We start from the raw sequence: 22,375 nt of genomic DNA, 5'->3' as shown, positions 1-22,375 counted from the left end.
TGCGTTCCTGAAGAACTTCCTTACCAGTATAACTATAGGCTCGGGTGTTACTATTGGTGATTACTTGCTTTTGCTTTCCTTCCCCGACAGCACCTACAACAACAACTTCAGGGATGCGTATGTGTCAGGCGGTGCAGGCACGTATACCGGAACTCAAACTGGACCATGGACAAAGGTTACCACGGCAGTAGGTGGAGCAGCAGCAACAGCAGGCACCATGACAATCACATATACCCTGACAACTGGAACCTTTGCCGCGGCAGCTTCAACGGTAAGTAACTGGACAATTTCCGGAGCAAATGGGGCGGAATTAGGAGCAATAACAGGAGTTGTTTTATCAAATGCTAATACGACAGCAACCATCACCGTGACGAATAACGTTGGTGCAGTAGGAAAAGTTTACACAGTCGCACCGGCTCAAGCAACATTTGCGGCAGGCTTTATCGCTCCGGCAGCGGCAACGGTAGGAATAACAGTTGTGGCAGTGCCAACAGTACTAGCAACCGACGGAAGTTTTACGGATACAGATGTAGATGCGAATCAGGTAGCAGGAACCATAGCCTGGACAGCAGCATCACCACCAACAGGAATAACCGGATACAAGATCTACTGGGGATCCAATGCCACAACCATCTTGGCAGGAACATCGGAAGTACAGTATACGGTAGCAAACCCGGCTACAGCATCACAGCCAGTAGCTGCAAATACAGCATTACCAGCAGGAGCAACTCATTACCTGATTTATAGCTACAATGCAGAGGGCAATTCAACAAGCTGTCTGGCAGTAGCAATTACAGATTTGACCCAGGATGATGTAGACTTAATGACAGCTTGGAATGCATTAGATGCTGTATGGGATGATTCACATGATTCAAAAATCATGCGACCTGTATATGGAACAGATACGAATATATTAATGATGGCCAGTAACGTGGTAGATTCGGCAGTAGCAGGTGTAACAATAACACTGGGTTTAACTGATTCTGATAAAATAGGAGCGCTTGGAGCAATTACCTATACAGACGTAGAATCGAGACAAATAGCCATATTGCTAAATCTAAACAAAGGAACGAGAACGCCAATTTCCAAGAGATTGTATGTCGTGATACCGCCAGCGTTATCAGCTCAAAGTGGATCTCCGGCATTTACGGATGGGACGCCGGCAACATATGGCACCCAGATGACGGTAGGTGCAGGAAGCCTGACAACAGTAACACATTTAACTTACACCTGGTATAGTTCCGTAAATGCGATTTACGAGTCAGGAACAGATACATCACGAGGAACAGGCACGACCTATACACCGGTTGCAGGGGATGTTGGCAAATACCTCATCGTAGTAGCAACATCAACCGACGCAACAGGAAACGGAATTGTAGCAACAGCAGCAGTAGTAGCGCCTGAGGAAGTCAATGCAGTAGCCATTGATATTGATTTTGGTACCTATCACGTTCCCTGCATAATAATTAGTGTAAGTGATATTGGGATTGGTTCAACTTTCGATTTTAGTAAGATAAGTATTAAGAATACCAACGGGGAGAGCTATTCCCTAGCAGGTACTTATAGGTTTACTCCTGATATTAACAATCCATATTTTGGTGAATACAACTATAATGAGGATAAGCTAATAATAGCATTGACGGATGAGGATTTCGTTAGAATTGGTTCGATGGCATCTATCGATAATACGGATACCTTAAATGCCGCACAAGGATGGAATATTTTTAACACTGTGCAGGCGAATCCAGTGAGTGATATTTCGATAACGTGGATCTTAGACTAATAATCAAATAACAGATGTAACAACTTATGGTATACTAAAAACCAAATTGAAAAAGAACAGTTCCCCTGCGGGAGCAAGCAACGGCTCAGCAGGGGACTTTTCTTTGGGTAATTGTTGGGTCGGAAAAGACCTCCGAAGTTTGATCGAAGGTATCCTTTTCCTCCACGGGGCAGTACCTTCAGACAATCAGAAACAATTCTGATAATTGTACAAAATAGATCCGAGCGCCCTTCAGGGTGGTCGGATCTATTTGTGTCTTTGCGGGTGAGACCCGCTGCAAAACTTGACGTGGCTAACTGCAAAAGTTCGCTGGTGAACTGTTAAGCGTATCATGCCTACATCTCAGACCCTACTACAACCACACAGAGAAACCGCTTAGTCGTTAACCTTCGGCTCTACACAGGCTGCCGTTTGAGCGAACCAGTAAACATCTAAACGACGGATGTAGGTTCTGTCATTTGCCAAACACGACTTGTCGTTATTACGTCATGAGATGTAACTGTACTGGATTGAATAAATGTAAGCGAAGTAATAAAGTATAAATAGACAAAATTGCCGAGAAATAGGCAGATTAGTCGTTTGCATATGGAGGTAGTATGGTGCGATGGAGCTAATAGAATTTTTTGTTACCATTGGGTATAGTATTACCTTAATGTACATGCTGTTGGACTTTGAAGTAAAGCGCAAAAAGGATATCTACTTGATGGGGATATTAATGACACTATTACTACTCTGTGGTGGCTTTGTTTGGCAAAGCTTGGGTTATCAGAGTCTCATGATTCTGTACCCGATTTTTGTTCAGGTGCCGTTATTTATAGGATTCTGGTTCATTTCGAAGTATAAAGGAATAAAACTTTTATTTGTTCTTTTGACCGTAATTGTTTTATCCTCCCCTCCGATGTTGATCGGGCATATTGTTTCGACTTTTATTGGCTACAATAATGTGATCTTAAGGATTGTTTGCTTAACTCTGTACCTACCCATCACAGTGATTGTTTATAAGTATTTTCGTCCGTTATTTGTGTATATGCTGCGCAATACACAAAAGGGCTGGGGGATGTTTTGCTTAATACCGCTTTCCTACAATGCATTTACCTATTTACTTGGAAGGTATGACGTAACGATCGTGAGAGAGGCTCCGATTTTATGGCTTGACACATCGGTTGCTATTTTGATCATAGCAGCTTATGTGCTAATTTTGCGTCTTTTTAGGCAAACCAGAGAACAATTTATTCTGCAGAACCAGCAAACTATTTTAGCGATGCAGGTGTCTGCCATCCAGGAGCGTTCTGATACGATCAAAGAATCAGAGGAAAGAGCAATTATATATCGCCATGACCTGCGCCGCCATTTACACCTGATTAAGGGTTATTTAGATGAGAATAAACTTAGTGAAATTAAAAAATATATTAGTGAAATTGAAAAAAACATAATTAACACAGAAACAATCAAATATTGCGACAACAATGCTGTAAATTTAATTTTATCGGCCTATATAAATATGGCTAAAAATAAGAACATTATGGTAGAGTCTCAGGTCTATATTCCGAAGGACAGTGAAGTCTCCGATATGGATTTGTGTATTATTCTATCGAATGCCATAGAAAATGCAATCAAAGCCTGTATGAATATCAAAGATAGTAATGCTAGAAGGGTCGACATAAGCTGCAAGCCTAAAAATGATCGGCTGTTAATTCAAGTGACGAACAACTTCGTCGGCGAGGTCGAATTCGTGGAGGATATGCCCATCAGTGCGGAAGAAAACCACGGATTTGGAACAAAAAGCATAGCCGCAACTGTGCAAAAATATAGTGGCTTGTGCTCCTTTACCGCAGAACGTGGGGTTTTTAAGGCGAGAGTTATTTTGTGAGGGGAGATTTTATGTCCTTTGACGATGCACCTGTTTGTACATTTGATGACGTAAAAGATACATCTCATGCAGGTGATGAAATGTAGAAAGCTTTTTAGATTATAATTGCTATGTCAGTTGTTATGACGATAAAAAAATTGGAGGTAAAAAACACAATGAACGACAAAGCCAATAACATTTAACGTGGATTCTGAGGAAAAGCAGTTTTAGCCTGAGAAATACGCGATCAATGCCTGTGAGAATTATATTGTAAGGGGAGTATTGATGAAAAGAAATAGTATTAAGGTATTCATTACTGTACTTGCTGTAACAAGTTTTATGCTATTTAACACCTGCACGATTGCAGCCAACCCCTCAATAAATCTAACACAAACACCTGAAGTCACAAGGATTTGGGGTGCAGATAGGTATGAAACAGCCAAAGCGATTGCTGAAAAATATAGCAACGATACCGTAGAAAATATTGTCCTTGTTCCTGGTAATAGTTATGCGAATGCTATTCCGGCAGCAGTTTTAGCGTATCAAAAAAAAGCAGCATTTCTTTTAGTAGGGCCCAGTGCCAATCAAACAAAAGAAGCCTTTGATTTCATTGCCAAGCACTTAAATACTGTCGGCATGGTCTACCTTGTGGGGGACAGCGATCAGATAGGAAAAGATTTTGAGAGTAAATTAGCGGATATCGGGTGTGCAAACATTACGAGAATCAGCGGTGAAAACAAGATTGAAACAGACCATTTGATTGCCAAAGAATTGAGTGTGAAGATAGGGACACCGATTGTTATTACCACTAGTGAAAATTTTCCCGATGCGCTATCGATCTCCAGCTTTGCTGCAGCCAATGGCTGGCCGATACTTTTTAGCGAGAACAATCAACTACCGGATTCAATTCGAGAATATATATGCTCAATTAAACCTTCCCAATTCTATATTGCCGGGGGAACAGGGGCAGTATCTGCTGAAGTGGAAGCGGAGTTAAAGCTGATTCAACCGGAAGCGGAATTCATACGATTCGCCGGCAAAGACAGATATGATACCTCGCGTCAGATCGCCAATTATTTTGCTCCAGATGCTTCCAATATTTATATAGCATCCGGTCTCCAATTCCCGGATGCTATAACGGGAGGCATGCTCGCCGCCCAAACCAAAGCCCCTATATTACTAATCAACCCTAGTGCACAGGTTCAAGAACTTTCCAATTTTCAAACAGTATCAAATATCACCTGCTTCGGTGGGACGCAGGCTTTATCGGCTGAATTAGTAAGAGGATTGAGGCAGAAAAGCAGTGTAGTCAATCCTTATGTAGAATATAGCTATGAGCAAATGCGCAAGGACGTGGCAAAAATTCAAGAACTTTATCCTGAGGTTGTACAATTAGAAACTATAGGCCAATCTGTAGAAAATAGAGAGCTGTTACTCCTTAAACTTGGCAAGGGAGAAAAGAAAGTCTTTCTGAATGGCAGTATGCATGCCAGGGAATATATGACGACCTCTTTCCTGATGAAAATGATTGATGAATACGCCTATGCCTATACGTACGATGAAGCATTCGATAATTATAATGTCAAAACGCTTTTGGACAATGTAACACTCTACATCGTGCCCATGGTCAATCCGGACGGGGTCAATTTAGTGCAAAACGGGTTATCTGCCGTAAATAATCCTCAAAAAGTTAAGCAAATGCGTCAATTTTATCCACAATTGGGTTTTGCCAGTTGGAAGGCGAATATCAACGGCGTAGACCTCAATCGAAATTTTCCGGTAGGTTGGGATGTAAAATCAAGCGATACCAAGGTTCCAAGTTCACAAAACTATAAAGGAACGCAACCGATGACCGAACCTGAAGTAATGGCTGTCATGGATCTAGTTAAAAATAATAGCTTTAAGATTGTCGTGTCCTATCATACCCAAGGCGAGTATATTTTTTGGTCAGATAAAAACTGCGGTTCTTTTAAACATCTATTAGAACCGATGACAAACAGACTTGTAAGCCTCACCGGATATGAAAAAGGAGGGGAAATACATACCTCAGGAAATTGGGGTGCTGGGATTGCGGATTGGACCCGGTCACTAAAAATTCCGACCTTTACACTTGAACTCTGTCCATATCGCAGCGAAATTCCTTATCCTGATTCAGGGTTTGATGATGTTTGGGAAAGGGTAAAGGATACTGGATTGTTTTTTGCACAAGAGGCTATAGCGCTTCCGGAACAGTAAAACGTATTTCACTTATCATTGTTGATGGAAAAACCAATAAAACGAAAATTAGGCTCATTACAGTATAATGCAGGTCTGAAATAGTCCATCTTGGGCTGTGAATGCATACACTCCACCGTATTTTTGTGCTACCGCTGCAATGCTTTTCGTGCCAAGGCCATGGTTTTCTTCCGTGCTTACCGGCATGTCGTCAACAAACTCTACCTTGTCTTCGTAGCTGTTGGTGATTTGGATGAAGGACTTATTGTTTTTGGTTTTGCAAACAATTTTTAAGGCTCTGTCTTTTGGGTTCGGAATGTTTTTACAGGCATTTATCGCATTTTCAATAGCATTGGCGAAAATAACGCAAAGGTCCATATCGGATACTTCGTTATTCTCAGGGAGATTGATCTGAGTTTCAACAGTAATTAGTTCATTCTTAGCATTCGTAATATAAGAAGATAAAATCAAATTAACCGTATAGTTACTGCAATATTTTTCGACCACAGCACACTCGATGCTTCTTTCGACCTCTGTAATATAGTTTTGCGCCGCTTCCTTGTTGTTGTCTACAAGATAGGAATTGATCATATTCAAATGGTGTCGCATATCGTGGCGATACAGCATTGTTTTTTCTTGTGATTCTTCCAATGCTTCAAAATGAAGCTGTGCTGCGGCTACTTGAGTCATTAATAAATTCTGTTCGTTTTGCAGGGTGAGCTGTTCTCTGGTTTGTTTGAAAAATCTCAGAATCAGAAAATAAGCTGAAAAAACCAAAATAAAGAGCAGAACAGCAGTCTCTACATTGAATATAGTGACCACTTTGTCCAAATCATAAGTTCCGATAGAATAAATAAGCACGGAGTATGAAATAGGGATCATGCTAAATCCTAACCAGCCTTTATCGGTGTTGCGCATCATATAAAGAAATGATGGACGGATATGCTTGTAAATCATAAACCCTGTGGGGAGATACAGGATATAGACAACAATGTTGACAATTTCCATGCTGGAGCCAAAAAAATATGAAATAATAAGTCCAACCAATGAGAACGAAGTGGTTAAAGCAACGAGTGTCCAAAGAACAAAAAATACCTTGATTGGTTTGAACTTTGAGATAAACACAAAGGCTAAAAATACCGGAAGGTGGACAATAAGGGGGTATAGTCTCATGAAATGTGAATACCCGAAATTGAGCAAAACAAAACCATCACAAATTAGCACGGCAGTAGCATAAAGCCCCAACAGATAGCGGTTCTTCTTGTGTCTAATTTCGCAATCTAAGAGCATATACATCACGCTGATTGCGAAGATAAGACTGAAAATTACCCTAATATAATCCATCATACTTTTTTTCCTCCAATTAACTTCCAATCATTCATCTGCGAGCCAACTAATCTGCAAAAACTCCAGTTTTCCGTCTTGCAGGTAGCAATTTTCATCCTGTCATCTAAGTTCCATTCAATATTTAGAATTTATTATACCAGATTTGTGCAATAAGAAACGCCAACAATTACATTTCATTACCAAAAAGCAACATTTCATGTAGGAGTAGAATTTTAAATCAGTTTATAAGATTATAATGATGCCACAGGAAAAAAGAAAAATGCAGAATTCGGTATAAGTAATTATTACTGAAAAGGAGGGATTATAACTCGTAGTAATTACAATTCAAGTTGTAAATTTAGATTAGATATCATGGAATAATGTATATTCGGATATCTCAGTATCCTTCAAATCAAAAAAACATGGTATAAAATGGTATATTTAATAAAGGGGAGATTATTTAAATGAGAAAAGGTTTGGCAACAATTGCTATATTGCTTATCAGTATTACTATGTTAATAGGGTGTGGTAAAACCGATCCAGTGCAAGAGGACTTAATTAATTATATAAACAATCAAATGCCAACTTTGCTCGAGTTGCAAGACAAGGTAAGTAAAGAATATGAAGTAAGTGTGGAAAAGAATGTTGATGATGCAGCGGGAGCGGTTAAATTAAAAGATGTAATAATTCCTGCTTCTAATGAACTGCTTACAAAAGCAAAAGCAATTATTCCTGCAACAGAAGAAGTGCGTAAAGTACACAGTGAATATATTGAAGTAATCACTCAACAAGATGAGTCATTTAAATTGTTACTGCAGGTATTTGAAGCAGGTAAAAACAATGATCTTACATTAATGGACACTTTAAATGAAAAGTTAAAAAACATATCAGAGAAACCGAATAATTATTCGACAGACTTAGAAGCCTTGAAAAAGGAACATAAAGTAGAAGATGCCAAGTAGCATAAGTGGTGTTTATGCCAAAAAGTAAAGATTAGCTAGGGACAATTACCATCAGCACCAGAAAAGCCATCAGCTTCCCAAGAAGCAGCAAAACCCTCCGATTCCAAGGATGCAACTGTAATGGAGGAACTTAGAATGTTAAAGGAACTTGAGGGCAAGAATACAAAACTTTTAGAGGTTTATAATGAGGTTGTAACTTTAGCAATTAAAAATGGTTGGGATAAAGATGAATTAACATTAACAGAATTAAATGCCGTTAATGCTACCAGTCAAACATTTAACTCTATGATCAAAGAGCTATCCTCCGCTCACGGTGCTGACTTAGACGCAATATTAACTGAGACAGATAATTTAATCGCAGAATTAAACACAAATATGAGGCAAAGAGTTTCGGTGCCCTTCACAAATAAAGGGGATAAGAGAAAGCTAATCCCATACACCTAAGCAAAAAGGAAAACTAGACCTAGGAGAGAGACAAGCTCTCCTAGGTCTAGTTTCGCGTTTCGGGGAGAAGTTCGTTAAGCGCTTACCTATGCTTGCAGGTGCTTTATTATCAGACATCTCCTTATACCAGAACTGTAACGAAAAACGGATAAATTTACATTTCATGACGTAAGAACGACATATCAGTAGTTGGATTAGATTAAGACACCCACTTCTTTAAGTGGGTGTTCCGATTTCTACTTCGGTGGGGGTAGAATCCCCTACCGAAGCCCCGATGTTCAGCTTTAGCTGAACGAGTTCACCTACTTGGTTACCTTGTTTGGTAATGATTCTGTGTGCAATTCCTGGTGCTCCAACAAATTCTAGTAAATAACTAAAAAAGAAACTAGTGAGTCAAAGGTGAAACTAAATTCTGAGGGAGTACGATTTGTTAACGACATATTTTTGTAAAAGTTTTATAATTAGGAATAGCTACCAATAATTAAAAAACCAATTATATCACAATATAAAAGGAGGTTTTGCTTTGATGAAATTATTAAAAACAAAAGTAGTTTAATTATTAGCACAATTCTTTTTCCTGGGACTGTAAATTATAGATTAAAGCGTCCAGGGAAGTGTCCTTGTAAATGAATAAGAATACTAAAACTAAAACCATTACGGGTGTAATATCCGTTGTTCTTCTTGCGGTTGGCTTGGGAAATCTACATTTGCCGGAAAGCTGATTAATGAGAACCTCTCTGTTTCTGTCGTACGTTCTTTCTTGGCTTTTCATCTCTGAAGAAACGATCATTTTCTCTTTGGTCATTCAATTCCATGTCTTTCGGGGTTATGTTGGAATTTTGGCTATTCTCTTGCGTGTCTTCTATTGTTGTGTTAGATACAGCTTGGCCATATAGGTTTTGATATTTAGTTTTAGCAACCTGCAGCTGTGCGTCGCCCTTGTCACATCTTAGGTTTAATAAGGAACAGTGTTTACTACAGCCTGTGCAAAACATGTTCCCAAGGAAGTCTGATAGACTCACCGTTTGTCCATCCTCTTGTGTGTCTTGGAGTGTTGCGTTTGTTTGATCATCTTTTGTTTGGGGGTTCGTTGAATTCCGCGACGAAACAGTTGGAGGTGTAGTGGTGTAGCTTAGCCTCTTATCAGACCCTAGGATGGTTTTAGTGAAAAATAAGCCAATAACTACCGCTGTTCCCAGAGCTAGTACTGTTTTCATTTCACCATGAGTAACCATATTGCGCATAGACGCCAAAATATATTTCCGATGTAACAAAATATGTGTTGCTATAAGTCCTAGGAAGGCATATGAAACCAATTTATGCACGGTAACAAGGAGAACCGAATTTTCAATTGATCCAGAGGGGAAAATCACTCGGGAAATAAGAATCCCGGTGATGGTTATGATGCTAATACCCAGTACCAATCCTAAATTTAAAACGTACATTAACCTAGGTTTCATCTTGAATTTTGTGCTGAACAAGTTTTGGGTGAAGGTTTTAACCCACGACCAGTTCAATAGGATATGGGTCATAAAAAGGGCAAAGATAGAAAGCCCCGCAATTTCATGGAAGACAAGTCCTGTACCATGAGCATCTAGCAAAAGTAAAAACACCACTGTCATGAGGAAATCAAGTACTATCTTTATTGAGGTTTTACTATTCATCTTATCTACTCCTTTCAATCCCAATGAGTTTTTTAATTTTCAGTTGCGCTCCCAATATCTAGCTGTAAGACAATAATATTATGTAATTACAATCTGAAATAAAGCTGAAATAAAGCTGAGATTTAGCTGAATCTCAGCTTTATCGTTTCTGAAACTCATTGGGTTTAAAGAGAAAGAGTGGATAATGACATTTCAGGTTGATTTCAGTTTAGTCAATTATAGTTAATATCATGGCCAAAAAATAAGACTCCCTCGACTCCTTTAAATTCAGATTACACCCAAATCCAGCTGAATCCCAAACAATCCACTATCCAGGCTTCGTAGTGTGGCTGAATTATGAAGAAGGTCGTTGGTATACTGTTTGAGGCTATGAATCCAACCATGAATGTGCAGCTAATTACTACTGCTGAATGGGTAGGAAGGCTAAAAATATATTGTGTATTTTCTCGCAAAATGGCATGAAATAGATATTGGGACAGACAGGCCCACCGAGTGGATGAAATGATATACTGGAGTACAGGAAGTATGATAGTTGTTGCTTATATAATACAGAATTTCATGAGCGTAAAGGAATTTAATAGAAGCATTTAGCTTGCATTCTCTTTTCCTACTCTCTGGGCGAATGCCAAGTAGGTATTTACATAAAGGAGGACGACAGTGCGGATTTTACTTGTGGAAGACGATGCACACCTGGGAGAAATCATAGTTCGTGGTTTACGTGAGGAGGGATATCAGATTGACCGTGCGATGGATGGGAATGAAGCGGAGCTTTTTCATCTCACTCGTACTTACGGGGTGATTGTTTTAGATCGCATGTTACCGGATATACGGGGTGAAGAGTTGTTGCAAAAATGGAGGCAGGGAAACTGTAATACGCCTGTACTTATGCTAACCGCCTTGGATGCTGTTTCTGACAGGGTCACTGGCCTAAAGGCGGGAGCGGATGATTACCTTTGCAAACCTTTTGCCTTTGATGAATTATTAGCTAGGATTGAAGCTTTGCAACGACGCGGTAGTCTTAACACTAGCTCTGTCATTAAAGCTGGAAACTTGGAACTTAACCCTCAGACCAGGCTTCTTACCCTTCAAGAGCGTTCGGTAATGTTGAACAGGCTAGAATATGATCTTATGGACCTCTTCATATGTCATCCGGGCCAGATACTAGGTAAGGAGACTCTGGCTGAACAGTGTTGGAAAGAGCCCTGGGAAGCTTCCGATAACACAATTGAAGCTCAGATCAAAAATCTGAGAAAAAAACTAAGGTTAATCGACGATCGCGTATGGCTCAAAACTATCCGCGGTGTGGGCTATCGTTTGGAGGTAGTATGATTTGCGCCTGTGGAAAAATAGCTTACCCTTGCGTCTTGCGGTGATAACTGGCACCGTATTTATCACGGTGCTTTTCATGGCCCTACTTGCGTCCTATGTGACGACTGATTACTTATTGAAAAGCAGTGTAGACTCGGCACTAACTTCCTTGGCCCGATCAATTGCGGATAGTTTGCCTACCAAAGATTGGTCTCAAGAATTACCGGTCAGGAAGGGTGAGGAGCCTCAGGCCTACATACAAGTGGTAGACAGCCAGGGAACAGTGGTCTATGCATCGAATCAAGAGGTTCTTCTTCCTGTGGAAGGTGATTTGTTACAGCAGGCTTTACGTGGAGGAGAAATTTTTACGGATGCAGTTGAGCGCCATGGGCATCATGGACGTTTGGATGTTTCCGTACTTCCAGATTGGTCGCATTCTTTTTGGCCCGAAAAGGGAGGAGTGCGAATTATCTACTGGCCTTTGTCTGAGGGCAAAGACGAAAATTATGTACTTCAAGTCGGCCTGCCTGTAACGGAAAATGCTAAAATGCTGCTAAATTTAGGGAAAATATTGCTCGCAACGTCTTTGGGAGCTGTAATTGTTGTGGTTGGTATTTCAGCCTATTTGGTGTGGAACACCTTTAAACCGCTACGCAAAATTATTGCCGTGGCAGAGGAAATAGACGGGAGCACTTTAACTGCCAGGATTGAGGTTCCTGTTAGTGATGCCACACTAAACCATCTGGTGGAGGTATTAAATGCGATGCTAAAACGGCTGGAAACGGCCTTTGTGACCCAAACCAGGTTCGTGAATGATGCTGCTCACGATTTACGCACTCCCTTAAGCGCCCTTCGTTCCGAGCTAGAGATAACTCTACGACAACAACGAAGCGAAAAGGACTATATTTAGGCCCTAAAGGGATGTCTAACAGAGGCAGAATACATGGGCTCTTTAACAGACAATCTTCTTGCTCTGGCTAAGTTTGACAGTGGATTGAAAATGGAGATAGAACAAGCAATTCCCTTGGGACCCTTGCTGCAAAGAGTAAATAGTGAATTTGGGGAATTAGCAGAACAAAACCAAGTCACACTAATTATGAACTTGGAGAAAGACTTACGGGTAGACTGTAACCAATTGGCAATAGAACGATTGTTGAGAAACCTTTTACATAACAGCATTCGATATACTCCTGCAGGAGGGCTAATAGAATTGATTTTACGTGACAGAAGTAATATGGAAAGTCGTGGAGGTGCGGAAATAACGATCAGAGACACAGGTATCGGCATCAACCCCCAGGATTTACCTCATATTTTTGAGCGGTTTTATAGGTCGGATGGCGCCCGCAGGCGTGACGGAGGAGGGAGCGGATTAGGGTTATCTATTTGTCAGTCTATTGTAAAGAACCACGGAGGGACAATAGATATTCAAAGCGAGCGAGGAAGAGGGACATGTGTTACCATATGGTTACCTTACAGCTAGAGATAGTGCACAGGAGGGTAAAGATTAAGACATGGCTTTTGCCAAGTCACTTTTAACCTTGACCCTTTTGGTTTTAGCCTAAAAGTAAAACCAACTAACTGGCTAAGTATTGTTTTTAGAATTTGTACACAACAAGCATAATATAACCGAGGGGCGGCGAAAGTCGCTCTTTCTTTATGCCTAAAGCGTAACAAACCAAGGATATTTCAACATTACTAAGTATGAACTGCACTATCCGCGCCCTTAAAGACGCTCAGTAATAGAGGAAGCAGACAGGGCGCCCCCGACAGTCTTAAGAATCTCTAGTGGACGGAGAGATCATGAGAAACTAATCAGAATTTACTATATATAGGCAAAATTATGCTTGACAATTTTTTATTTCATACTATTATGAATATATAGACATATAGATGTATATACAAATAATTAAAAGGGGGATGTAAACAAGAAGTACACTGGGTTGGCTTAAGGTTGAGTTGCGTTAATAATTTTTTTATAGAAAGGAAGATATTATGAATGAAAAAAGGCAGTCATTAGTATTACTGGCCATATTTTCTTTCGGTTTTATTGCTATGGGTATCGGAACCATTACACCTGCCATAGCAAGTATAGGAGGAGCATTCCCGAATATAAGTTTCAGTACTTTATTGCTGGTATCCACGATTCCTGCACTTGTATCTATACCAGTTTCGATTTTAGGTGGCAGTGTTGCAGGGAAATCTGTGAAATATAGGACGTTGGTGCTCTTTGCATCATTGGTGTTCAGCATTGCAGGGGCAATTCCTTATTTTTTACATGATTTCACCCACATATTGTTAGCTAGAGGTCTTTTCGGATTGGGTCTAGGGCTTATTATGCCCCTGAACAGTGCTTTGATTTTTAATCTCGTGCCGCCTGATAAGCAGGCAAGTGTCATGGGAACCAATAGCGTTGTAATGAATATCGGAGGAATAGTGCTCCAATTGTTGGGCGGTGTTCTTGCCTCAGTAAACTGGAATTACAGTTTCCTAGCCCATGCCCTGGGTATAATCACATTTTTTATTGTTTTAATTTACCTTCCGGAGCCTCAGAAGGCAGAAACGCCTTTAGGGACTGAAGCGGTAAAATTAAAAATGCCTACTTCAGTAATAGGGTGGAGTATAGTATTCGGAATAATTACAATTTTAGACTATCCATCACTTACAAATATGTCTTCTGTACTTTTGACCATCAAGGCCAATGCTGCTGTTGCCGGTGTAGTCCTAATGTTTATGACTGTAGGAGGAATGGCTGCCGGAGCAGTATTTGGTAAAGTGTTTCAAAAATTAGGGAGGCAGACTCTTAATCTGGGACTTGTCTTTTTTATAGTTTCCCAAATAATTTTTTCTTTTAGTCAAAGTGTAACCTTATTTATAATTGGTGAAGTGTGTTTAGGTATTGGCTTAACCTTTAGTATGTCATCGATTTATATGCTCGCTGGTTCGTCAATCCATCCCAGCCAGACTCCGATGGCTATGTCCATAATTGTCTCAGGAATGAGTCTGGGTGGATTCCTTTCCGGATACTTTTATGCCGCTATTATGGAGCCATTGCATATCACTACTTTGAGATTTCAATACTACTTTGGGACAGCAGGATATTTAGCTATCTTAGTATTCTTCTTAATAGTATTTGCAATCAAAAAACAATCAGCACCTGTCGAACCTCCCACCCAACCCCATATTGCGAACTGAAAACCACTTTCCGCGGGTCAGAGCACATCATTTTAGGTACATGCATTATCGGTACAGTTGAAGGAGATCTTCATGATATCGGCAAGAAACTCGTTTCGATGATGATTGGAAGTGCCGGATTAGACATGGTTGACCTTAATTAGTAAAAGGGGAATAATAGGCCTGCGATTTAAGGAGGGGAATATATGTTATCAAAGAAACAAAATTTATTGGAGACAATTAAAGGCGGAAACCCCGATCGTTTTGTGAAACAATATGAGTTTATGCATTTTATAATGGAAGCTCCCGGCGGAAGGTTTCCTCAACCTGGTCAGACGATAAAAAACGAGTGGGGCATAACATTCAAGTGGCCGGAAGGTCAAATTGGCGGTTTCCCTGTGCATGATGATGAACACAAAGTATTGAAGGATATCACACAATGGAAAAAGTACGTTAAGGCACCTGATATTCCAACTTCGGATGAGGCTTGGGCTGCGGCTGTAGAGCATGCAAGTGCTGTTGATCGGAATGAGGAATTTGTAACAGTGTTCGTTGCACCTGGTGTATTTGAAATGACCCATCATCTTATGAGCATGGAAGATGCATTAATGGCTTTATATGAGGAGCCGGAAGCTATGCATGAGCTAATTAATTACCTTACTGAACATGAGTTAGCGTATGCAAAGGCATTAATTGATCATATCCATCCTAATTGTATTTTCCATCATGACGATTGGGGTAGTCAAAAATCCTCTTTCATTTCTCCCGCGATGTTTGAAGAGTTCTTTCTCCCAGCTTATAAGAAAATATATGGCTTTTATAAGGCAAATGGGGTCGAACTGATTGTGCACCACAGTGATTCTTACGCAGCTAACCTAGTTCCTTATATGATCGACATGGGAGTAGACATCTGGCAAGGAGTCATGACAACCAACAACACGCCTGAACTTATCAAGAATTATGGCAGCAAAATCAGCTTCATGGGAGATATCGACAGCGGTGTCGTTGATTTTCCTGGTTGGACACCCGAAATAATTGCTAAAGAAGTTGAGCGGGCCTGCAGGAATTGCGGAAAGTTATACTTTATCCCTTGTTTAACCCAGGGGGGGAGCTGGAGTTCATTCCCTGGCGTATACGATTCTACAAATGAAGCGATTGACAGAATGAGCAAAGAAATGTTCTAATCATTGAGGATTTCTTGAAGTGATGTATTTAGTGCAGAATTAGTAAATCCAAAGAACAAGAAAGGGGTTCAGCGTAGAAATGCTGGACCCTTCTTGTTCTTAAAATTCAATTTGAATCTGGTCACCAGAAAGCTATAAGATGATTAAAAATTGCCGGTTTTGAGGTCTGACTAATCTAGATGAGTCCAGCGCAAAACCGGCAATTTTTAAACTGGGGCTGTGGGTATGTGTAGTCTGGAAGCTTTTGAATTCATCTGTGGGCGAGGGGGTAGTGCGCATTAATACAGAAAAGACAGTCTTTACTGTCGTGCTTCCACAAAAGCAAGAACTAAAATACAGATCTCAAAAAAGGGTAAATTAAAGATCTTAAAAATGGGTAAAACACTAAGAACATACCGGCGAATGCGATGGCCATATAAAAACATGCCTCTTCACGAAGGAGCAAGGGAATTTTTTCGATATTGGTACTTTGGACAGAAACCTTGTTCTGTAATTTTGATAAATGTTCTTTCAGCAGCCTGAAAATTACCCATCCGATTAACGCTCCGAGAGTATTCATCAGTAAATCATCAATATCCGTTATTCTTCTATTGAACAATTGACTCAATTCTATTATAAGAGAGAATTTAATACCGGATAATGCTGTTTTCCGTAACACTTCATACTTTTTCCAAATAAATGGAAGCATAAATCCAAGAGGTATAAAAAGTAATATATTTTCAATGTATGGGCGAACACCCTCTGTAATCCAATAAAAAGGAATCAGATTGATCTCATCCGGTGGAAAATTCAACCCCTTTGGTGTTATTATTCCAAAGCTGTTATAAACAATGTCCCTTATGGAAGGAATACCAGTAAAACTTAGCACACCAGTAAGGTAGTACACAAAGATATATACGATTACAATATGTTCAATTGACAGTTTATTGCCAATCTTTTTGCTTTGAGAGGTCAGTAGTATATGGTATGGAATCAAGAATGGCAAAGTACTAATAAACCATGTAATCGACACTATAATAAACCTTAAAATCGTAATGATCACTAAATTCACCTCCGTTGTAATTAACTTGTTTATTATAGGATATTTAAAAAAGAGATGTCTTAATAAAACCTTAAGATAGGGTGATTTTCTCCTTAATAGGTTTTATCTTTATTTTTACAACTATTAAGACCCAGTAGTGTCTCAAAGAACATGTATGTCACAGGCTCCAGATACCGAGATAAGAAAATCTTAAGAAATTCATAAGCTAAAATTCCAACATCGCCTGCCTGATTTCGGTAAGATGAAATTGTCGAATCGGACAGGCTTTTATATTCCTGAACAAGCAATTGTTGTTCCAATCGCGGACGGGTGGTCAGTTCGGAAGAATTGTTCCATGAGGTAGGGGGGTGGCTATAAACTTGAAAAATAAGAGAGATAAACGAAGGAATGATTATACAAAATTAAAAAGGAAAGTATTTTTTCAAATGCTCCTTATTGTTTTTGCCACGGCTGCAACTGTTATCCTCCTGCGTTTTATAATTCAAAAAAACTTCAGTGTTGGAGATAGTATTGTACAATTTTTAAAGAATACGTTTTTTTTGCGTGATAGAGATGCTGTAATGCTTTCTCATCTTCTATTTCTTAATAATATGGAAGCTATTACACTTATTGTGATTCTCATATGCTTAGCTATTTTGCTTAAATTTTCAGTTTCTTGGTTTACTAACTATTTCGATGAAGTCAGTGCTGGAATGGATAGACTTGCTGAGGAATCCGATGCTGAAATCATATTATCACCGGAATTGGATTTTATGGAAAATAAGCTTAATCAGATAAAAAACAACTTGGAAAAACAAAAGAAAGCTGCTCTTGATGCGGAGCAGCGCAAAAATGATTTGGTAGTTTACTTGGCTCATGATATAAAGACACCTCTGACCTCCGTTATAGGATACTTAAGTCTTCTGGATGAAGCTCCTGATATGCCTCCTGAACAGAAGGCAAAATATGTCGGTATTACCCTGGAAAAAGCTAATCGATTAGAGCAACTTATCAATGAGTTTTTTGAGATCACAAGATTTAATCTACAAACGATTGTTTTGAATAAAGAAAAAATCAATTTACTGTTCATGCTCCAGCAGATGGCCGATGAATTCTATCCAATGCTGACTCCACAGGAAAAGCAGGTGTCCGTCAATGTGCCTGACGGCCTCACTCTGTGGGGAGATGCAGACAAACTGGCCCGTGTGTTCAATAACATTCTGAAAAATGCGCTAGCCTATAGCTGTGAAAACAGCGTCATTGACATTTCTGCCGGGCAGCAGGACAAAACTATTGTTATAACGTTTACTAATCAGGGAAATCCAATCCCGCAGGCAAAGCTTGAAACTATTTTTGAAAAATTTTACCGATTAGATTCTGCACGTTCCACAAACACCGGTGGAGCAGGGTTAGGTTTGGCAATCGCACAAGAAATTGTCACGGCTCACGATGGAACTATCTCAGTGGAAAGCAACCCGGAAAATACTACATTTACAGTAAAGCTTCCGTTATAAGAAAATCTTAAGTTCATAAGATGGACAATACCCATTTTGAAAATGAGACATGTTCCCTCATACTGATAGTTTGAGGGAATTCTGCTTTAGGGGGCTCAATTTACTCCGGATTATTCAGTTGCCAATTTTTTTGAACTAACATTTAAGCTGATTAAATTCATATAAATAAGCCGCAAGTCATTATAGATATCACATAATGGCTTGCGGCTGCTTTTACGCCCAGATTCAATTACTGCCTGCAAACATTAAGCTGCTTTCCGTTTGTATGCGCGCATGGCAAACAGATATGCAACAATGAGGATACCCAGGCACCATGCAAGCGCAACCCAAATATCATTTCCGACGGGCTGCCCCGCCAGCAGGGAGCGGATCGCTTCGACGATGGAGGTCACCGGCTGGTTTTCGGCAAAGGCACGTACTGCGGACGGCATCGTTTCGGTCGGCACAAAGGCCGAGCTAATAAACGGCAAGAAGAGAATCGGATAGGAAAAGGCGCTTGCACCGTCCACTGATTTTGCGGAAAGTCCCGCAATCGCCGCGATCCATGTCAAGGCCAGCGTAAACAGCGCGAGTATACCGGCCACGGCAAGCCATGACAAGACTCCTGCCGACGAGCGGAAGCCCATAATGAGCGCTACGAGAATGATGACGACAAACGAAATCGCATTGGATACCAGTGAGGTCAGCACATGCCCCCACAGCGCGGCCGAACGCGCAATCGGCATGGAGTGGAACCGTTCGAAGATGCCTCTTTGCATATCCATAAACAGACGGTAAGCCGTATAGGCGATGCCGCTTGTAATCGCAATCAGCAGGATGCCGGGCAGCAGGTAATTCACATAGTTGTCCGTACCGGTTTGAATCGCACCACCGAACACATAGACAAACAGCAGCATGAACGCAATCGGCATGATAGTGACTGTGATGATGGTGTCCATACTGCGGAAAATATGGCGCATGGAACGTCCAAGCATAATGCTCATATCGCTGAAAAAGTGTTTCTTGATCATTTCCATTTACTGCTCCTCCTTTTTGCCGATGATTGCGAGGAATATTTCCTCCAAGCTCGGCTGTTTTTCCACATACTCAACCTTCGCGGGCGGGAACAGCTTTTTCAGGTCTGAGAGCGTGCCGTTAGCGATAATTTTCCCTTCATGAAGAATGGCAATTCTGTCGGCGAGCTGTTCAGCTTCATCTAAATACTGTGTGGTCAGGAATACCGTCGTGCCCTTATTAGCAAGTTCTTTGACAACCTTCCAAACCTCAATGCGTGCCTCGGGGTCAAGCCCGGTGGTCGGCTCGTCGAGAAAAATAAGCTGTGGTTTTCCGATCAGGCTCATGGCGATGTCGAGTCTGCGGCGCATACCGCCCGAATAGGTGGAAACTCTGCGATCGGCGGCATCGGTCAGGCCGAAGCGGTTCAGTAAATCATCCGCGACCTGACGCGGATTTTTGAGGTACCGCAGCTTGGCGATCATGATCAAATTTTCTCGCCCGGTCAAGATTTCGTCTACAGCTGCGAATTGCCCGGTCAGACTGATCGACTGCCGCACATTGTCGGGCTTTGCCGCAACGTCGAAGCCGTTGACGGTGGCAGTTCCGCTATCTTGTTTGAGAAGCGTAGTGAGGATTTTGACAATCGTTGTCTTGCCCGCACCATTGGAGCCGAGCAGGGCGAAAATACTGCCCTTTTCCACCTCCAAATCTACGCCCTTTAGAACATGAAGCTGTTTGTAGGACTTTTGCAGTCCCTTCACTTGAATAGCGGTGTCTTTCATTTAGAATCGTTCCCCCTTCCGAGTTTTTTCAGTATGTCGCGGTTGAGCGACTCGCGCCAGTTTTCTGTGTAAGTGCTGGCGCTGCGCAGAAGCTCGTCGCAGAACGCGGCTACGTCCTCGCCGGTAATCTCCAAAACATGCTTGCCGTCCGCCGCACCGGCTTCGAACAGTTCTATCAGTCCATAATGGATCTTCATCATGTCATAACCGGATCCCGCCGCGAACTTCCACATGTGTCCTTGTATTTTCTTAAATACGTACTGATAGTCCTTCGGCAGAGCCTCCACCCTTGCCATCTGTTGCTTGTATTCGCGCTTGCTCTCAATAATTTGTTTGATATTAAAATAATTGTTGAAAAACTCAGACATTTGATTGCTCCTCCTTTAATTGGTTCATTTTCGAGGCGACAAATTCCCATTTTTCCCAGAACTTCCGCAGCTCCTCATGCCCCGCATCGTTGAGCGCGAAAAACTTTCGCGGCGGTCCCATATCGGATGGCTTTTTCGTAATTTCCACCAGCTTATTTTTCTCAAGCCGCACCAAGATGGTATAAACTGTCCCGTCCACAACGTCCGAAAATCCGAGGGCGTTCAGCCGCCGCGTGATCTCGTAACCGTAGATTTCCTCGTGGCTGATGATTTCAAGAACACAGCCTTCCAGCACGCCTTTGAGCATTTCCGTTAGGTTTTCCATCACAATCACCCCTTGCTATTCTGTATGGCAGATATTCAGTATTACTTACTACTGCTATAAAGTAACACGCAATAGTGCGATTGTCAAGCGAAAAATGCGATTATATGTTTTGAAATCTCGGTGCCGGAGCGCAGGCCCTATTTGCATTTATAATTATTATGGGTAACAAAATAGGTAGCACTAGTGGGGAAGCAAACAGAATTGGCAGGATAACATCATGCGGGGATAGATCATATGAACTTAAGGGGAAGCAGTGAGTTTAAATTCTCTGCTTCCCCTTAAGTGTCATTATGCGAAGGTATAGGTATGAAAGTTTGATATATAGCAAAACCGATTTCTGCAACGGCTTCCTTTGCCGGTCCTCATCGCTAAGGATATAATTGTTCACTTTTGCGCAACCGCCAAAGTCGCCCTCCAATGCAAAGACTCTGCAATTGTTATGATTCACAAGTGCTTCAAATACATCTTTTTTCAATCGTTGAAATTCATGATTGTCCCAATTACTTTTTTTATAAAATTTATTTTTCATCCTCCATCATTTTAGAATAGATTCTTTTTGCTTTGCTTCCCCATACCGCATATGCAATACCCATAACCAAAGACAGTACGACAGGAGCAGTACGAAAGAGTACAAATGGAAGCTCAAAGAAAAATGCCATCCAGAATAGTGTGCCCGTCATTTCCCAAAGTCCCTGTGTTAAAAATCCTATGTTTGCTAAACTAAAGTCGTAGATAATAAGCACTGCAATAAAATAGGCAATTGCAACAGTAACATTGGCATAACATATTTTATTAAGATGCTTATAACGCAAAGCAGCAGAGTCCTTTGTAGAAAAGATATCATCGTCTGCGTTACCGTCTTTCGGCAAAAAGTATTGATTTAAACTATTTTTTGTGCCGTAAACGTGCCGCCAGCCTGCATCCTCAAAAAGAGCCAAATAATCCTCAAAGTCAGCTTGTGTTTTAAATTTCCGGTAATCAACATGGTAGTACAACTCCTCCGGTGTACCCTCTGTAAAATGATAAAATCCAAAAGCGGAATGCTTTTTGAGAAAATATCCCTTTTTGGCCATTTCATTAAGATAAGCTTCCTCTTCTTTAAAATCGGCAAATACCTTAAACTTTCTCATTAGCTTTATGCCTCCTCTGATTCTATTTGCTGATAAACTTCTACTAAACTTTTCAAGCGTTCTATTTCCAGTGCCAAAACCTCAAGCCCCAAAGGTGAGAGCTGGTACATTTTTCTTCTGGAATCTTCTGAGGGTACGGACATAATCATCTTTTGCTTTATCAAATTTTCAATCGCTCCGTACATTGTTCCTGCCGCGACTCTTACGCGGCCATTACTTAATTCCTCAACTTTCTGCATTACTGCATAGCCATGGCCGGCTTTTCGTAATGCCAGCATAATGTAGAACGTTGTTTCAGTTAGCGGCAAATATTTTGATACGTTCATCTTCACAC

Annotated in this window: 20 protein-coding genes and 1 pseudogene; 12 read left to right on the top strand and 9 right to left on the bottom strand. The window is 40.8% G+C overall.

Annotated elements, in window-relative coordinates:
• The 3 genes from BUB11_RS09320 to BUB11_RS09310 all read left to right on the top strand — a co-directional run.
• The coding region (locus tag BUB11_RS09320) for a hypothetical protein (protein WP_159436920.1) at window positions 1-1,783 on the top strand (1,783 nt) is incomplete at its 5' end.
• 604 nt (window positions 1,784-2,387) lie between these two features.
• A complete protein-coding gene (locus tag BUB11_RS09315; RefSeq protein ID WP_073029493.1) occupies window positions 2,388-3,653 on the top strand; it encodes a sensor histidine kinase in 1,266 nt (421 codons plus the stop codon).
• Window positions 3,654-3,917: 264 nt separating this feature from the next.
• The gene (locus BUB11_RS09310) at window positions 3,918-5,867 is read left to right on the top strand and encodes a cell wall-binding repeat-containing protein (protein ID WP_073029492.1); all 1,950 of its coding nucleotides are present in this window, start codon (window positions 3,918-3,920) and stop codon (window positions 5,865-5,867) included.
• Between the two features lie 57 nt (window positions 5,868-5,924).
• On the opposite strand, the gene BUB11_RS09305 is transcribed toward BUB11_RS09310, so the two are convergent.
• Complete coding sequence (locus tag BUB11_RS09305) at window positions 5,925-7,193, bottom strand: sensor histidine kinase (RefSeq protein WP_073029491.1); 1,269 nt, start codon at window positions 7,191-7,193, stop codon at window positions 5,925-5,927.
• Between the two features lie 443 nt (window positions 7,194-7,636).
• Between BUB11_RS09305 and BUB11_RS09300 the strand changes: the two genes are divergently transcribed.
• Both BUB11_RS09300 and BUB11_RS09295 read left to right on the top strand, forming a co-directional pair.
• Window positions 7,637-8,134, top strand: a complete 498-nt coding sequence (locus BUB11_RS09300; RefSeq protein WP_073029490.1) for a hypothetical protein — start codon at window positions 7,637-7,639, stop codon at window positions 8,132-8,134.
• Window positions 8,135-8,269: 135 nt separating this feature from the next.
• Window positions 8,270-8,578 carry a hypothetical protein gene (locus tag BUB11_RS09295; RefSeq protein ID WP_073029489.1) on the top strand — a complete coding sequence of 103 codons (309 nt, stop codon included), beginning with the start codon at window positions 8,270-8,272 and terminating at the stop codon, window positions 8,576-8,578.
• 722 nt (window positions 8,579-9,300) lie between these two features.
• Here the strand turns inward: BUB11_RS09295 and BUB11_RS09290 are convergent.
• Entirely contained in the window at window positions 9,301-10,242 is a 942-nt protein-coding gene (locus BUB11_RS09290) for a cytochrome b/b6 domain-containing protein (RefSeq protein ID WP_073029488.1), read from the bottom strand.
• A 657-nt stretch (window positions 10,243-10,899) separates the two neighbouring features.
• Here BUB11_RS09290 and BUB11_RS09285 point away from each other — a divergent pair.
• The 6 genes and pseudogenes from BUB11_RS09285 (at window position 10,900) to BUB11_RS09260 (ending at window position 15,905) form a co-directional block, all read left to right on the top strand.
• Complete coding sequence (locus tag BUB11_RS09285; protein ID WP_073029487.1) at window positions 10,900-11,571, top strand: response regulator transcription factor; 672 nt, start codon at window positions 10,900-10,902, stop codon at window positions 11,569-11,571.
• Between the two features lies 1 nt (window position 11,572).
• Entirely contained in the window at window positions 11,573-12,460 is an 888-nt protein-coding gene (locus BUB11_RS09280; RefSeq protein WP_073029486.1) for a histidine kinase dimerization/phospho-acceptor domain-containing protein, read from the top strand.
• A gap of 33 nt (window positions 12,461-12,493) precedes the next feature.
• Complete coding sequence (locus BUB11_RS09275) at window positions 12,494-13,030, top strand: sensor histidine kinase (protein ID WP_073029485.1); 537 nt, start codon at window positions 12,494-12,496, stop codon at window positions 13,028-13,030.
• A 512-nt stretch (window positions 13,031-13,542) separates the two neighbouring features.
• Entirely contained in the window at window positions 13,543-14,742 is a 1,200-nt protein-coding gene (locus BUB11_RS09270) for an MFS transporter (protein WP_073029484.1), read from the top strand.
• 29 nt (window positions 14,743-14,771) lie between these two features.
• Window positions 14,772-14,879 (top strand): annotated as a pseudogene (locus BUB11_RS28230) (cobalamin-binding protein); the annotation flags it as partial.
• Window positions 14,880-14,927: 48 nt separating this feature from the next.
• Window positions 14,928-15,905: a uroporphyrinogen decarboxylase family protein gene (locus tag BUB11_RS09260; RefSeq protein WP_073029483.1), complete on the top strand. Its 978-nt coding sequence runs from the start codon at window positions 14,928-14,930 to the stop codon at window positions 15,903-15,905.
• Between the two features lie 328 nt (window positions 15,906-16,233).
• On the opposite strand, the gene BUB11_RS09255 is transcribed toward BUB11_RS09260, so the two are convergent.
• Window positions 16,234-16,947, bottom strand: coding sequence for a VanZ family protein (locus tag BUB11_RS09255; protein ID WP_084110227.1), 714 nt, complete (start codon window positions 16,945-16,947; stop codon window positions 16,234-16,236).
• A 347-nt stretch (window positions 16,948-17,294) separates the two neighbouring features.
• Here BUB11_RS09255 and vanS point away from each other — a divergent pair, with 347 nt between their 5' ends.
• Window positions 17,295-18,440, top strand: a complete 1,146-nt coding sequence (gene vanS, locus BUB11_RS09250; RefSeq protein ID WP_073029482.1) for a vancomycin resistance histidine kinase VanS — start codon at window positions 17,295-17,297, stop codon at window positions 18,438-18,440.
• Window positions 18,441-18,685: 245 nt separating this feature from the next.
• Here vanS and BUB11_RS09245 read toward each other — a convergent pair whose 3' ends face one another.
• The 6 genes from BUB11_RS09245 to BUB11_RS09215 all read right to left on the bottom strand — a co-directional run bounded on the left by BUB11_RS09245 (window position 18,686) and on the right by BUB11_RS09215 (window position 22,367).
• The gene (locus BUB11_RS09245; RefSeq protein WP_073029481.1) at window positions 18,686-19,456 is read right to left on the bottom strand and encodes an ABC transporter permease; all 771 of its coding nucleotides are present in this window, start codon (window positions 19,454-19,456) and stop codon (window positions 18,686-18,688) included.
• Window positions 19,457-20,218 (bottom strand): ABC transporter ATP-binding protein, encoded by a 762-nt coding sequence (locus BUB11_RS09240; RefSeq protein WP_073029480.1) that lies wholly within the window; start codon window positions 20,216-20,218, stop codon window positions 19,457-19,459.
• Complete coding sequence (locus BUB11_RS09235; RefSeq protein WP_073029479.1) at window positions 20,215-20,586, bottom strand: DUF1048 domain-containing protein; 372 nt, start codon at window positions 20,584-20,586, stop codon at window positions 20,215-20,217. The genes BUB11_RS09240 and BUB11_RS09235 overlap by 4 nt, the downstream gene beginning before the upstream one ends.
• Window positions 20,579-20,911, bottom strand: a complete 333-nt coding sequence (locus BUB11_RS09230; protein WP_073029478.1) for a PadR family transcriptional regulator — start codon at window positions 20,909-20,911, stop codon at window positions 20,579-20,581. Before BUB11_RS09230 ends, BUB11_RS09235 begins: the two co-directional genes overlap by 8 nt.
• A 518-nt stretch (window positions 20,912-21,429) precedes the next feature.
• Window positions 21,430-22,041 (bottom strand): DUF2812 domain-containing protein, encoded by a 612-nt coding sequence (locus tag BUB11_RS09220; protein WP_073029476.1) that lies wholly within the window; start codon window positions 22,039-22,041, stop codon window positions 21,430-21,432.
• A gap of 5 nt (window positions 22,042-22,046) precedes the next feature.
• Window positions 22,047-22,367, bottom strand: a complete 321-nt coding sequence (locus tag BUB11_RS09215) for a PadR family transcriptional regulator (protein ID WP_073029475.1) — start codon at window positions 22,365-22,367, stop codon at window positions 22,047-22,049.
• Window positions 22,368-22,375: the final 8 nt, after the last annotated feature.

Origin of the sequence: Desulfosporosinus lacus DSM 15449, from assembly GCF_900129935.1 — a bacterium.
In the GTDB taxonomy this organism is placed as follows: Bacteria; Bacillota; Desulfitobacteriia; order Desulfitobacteriales; family Desulfitobacteriaceae; genus Desulfosporosinus; species Desulfosporosinus lacus.
Note: the sequence above shows the minus strand (reverse complement) of the source record. Positions and strands in the feature narration are given on the sequence as shown.

Coding starts and splice junctions, on each gene's coding strand:
- BUB11_RS09305 (WP_073029491.1), bottom strand. CDS start 7,193: ATGATGGATTATATTAGGGTAATTTTCAGTCTTATCTTCGCAATCAGC.
- BUB11_RS09260 (WP_073029483.1), top strand. CDS start 14,928: ATGTTATCAAAGAAACAAAATTTATTGGAGACAATTAAAGGCGGAAAC.
- BUB11_RS09315 (WP_073029493.1), top strand. CDS start 2,388: ATGGAGCTAATAGAATTTTTTGTTACCATTGGGTATAGTATTACCTTA.
- BUB11_RS09230 (WP_073029478.1), bottom strand. CDS start 20,911: ATGGAAAACCTAACGGAAATGCTCAAAGGCGTGCTGGAAGGCTGTGTT.
- BUB11_RS09275 (WP_073029485.1), top strand. CDS start 12,494: ATGGGCTCTTTAACAGACAATCTTCTTGCTCTGGCTAAGTTTGACAGT.
- BUB11_RS09295 (WP_073029489.1), top strand. CDS start 8,270: ATGTTAAAGGAACTTGAGGGCAAGAATACAAAACTTTTAGAGGTTTAT.
- BUB11_RS09290 (WP_073029488.1), bottom strand. CDS start 10,242: ATGAATAGTAAAACCTCAATAAAGATAGTACTTGATTTCCTCATGACA.
- BUB11_RS09245 (WP_073029481.1), bottom strand. CDS start 19,456: ATGGAAATGATCAAGAAACACTTTTTCAGCGATATGAGCATTATGCTT.
- BUB11_RS09270 (WP_073029484.1), top strand. CDS start 13,543: ATGAATGAAAAAAGGCAGTCATTAGTATTACTGGCCATATTTTCTTTC.
- BUB11_RS09240 (WP_073029480.1), bottom strand. CDS start 20,218: ATGAAAGACACCGCTATTCAAGTGAAGGGACTGCAAAAGTCCTACAAA.
- BUB11_RS09220 (WP_073029476.1), bottom strand. CDS start 22,041: ATGAGAAAGTTTAAGGTATTTGCCGATTTTAAAGAAGAGGAAGCTTAT.
- BUB11_RS09215 (WP_073029475.1), bottom strand. CDS start 22,367: ATGAACGTATCAAAATATTTGCCGCTAACTGAAACAACGTTCTACATT.
- BUB11_RS09235 (WP_073029479.1), bottom strand. CDS start 20,586: ATGTCTGAGTTTTTCAACAATTATTTTAATATCAAACAAATTATTGAG.
- BUB11_RS09310 (WP_073029492.1), top strand. CDS start 3,918: ATGAAAAGAAATAGTATTAAGGTATTCATTACTGTACTTGCTGTAACA.
- BUB11_RS09300 (WP_073029490.1), top strand. CDS start 7,637: ATGAGAAAAGGTTTGGCAACAATTGCTATATTGCTTATCAGTATTACT.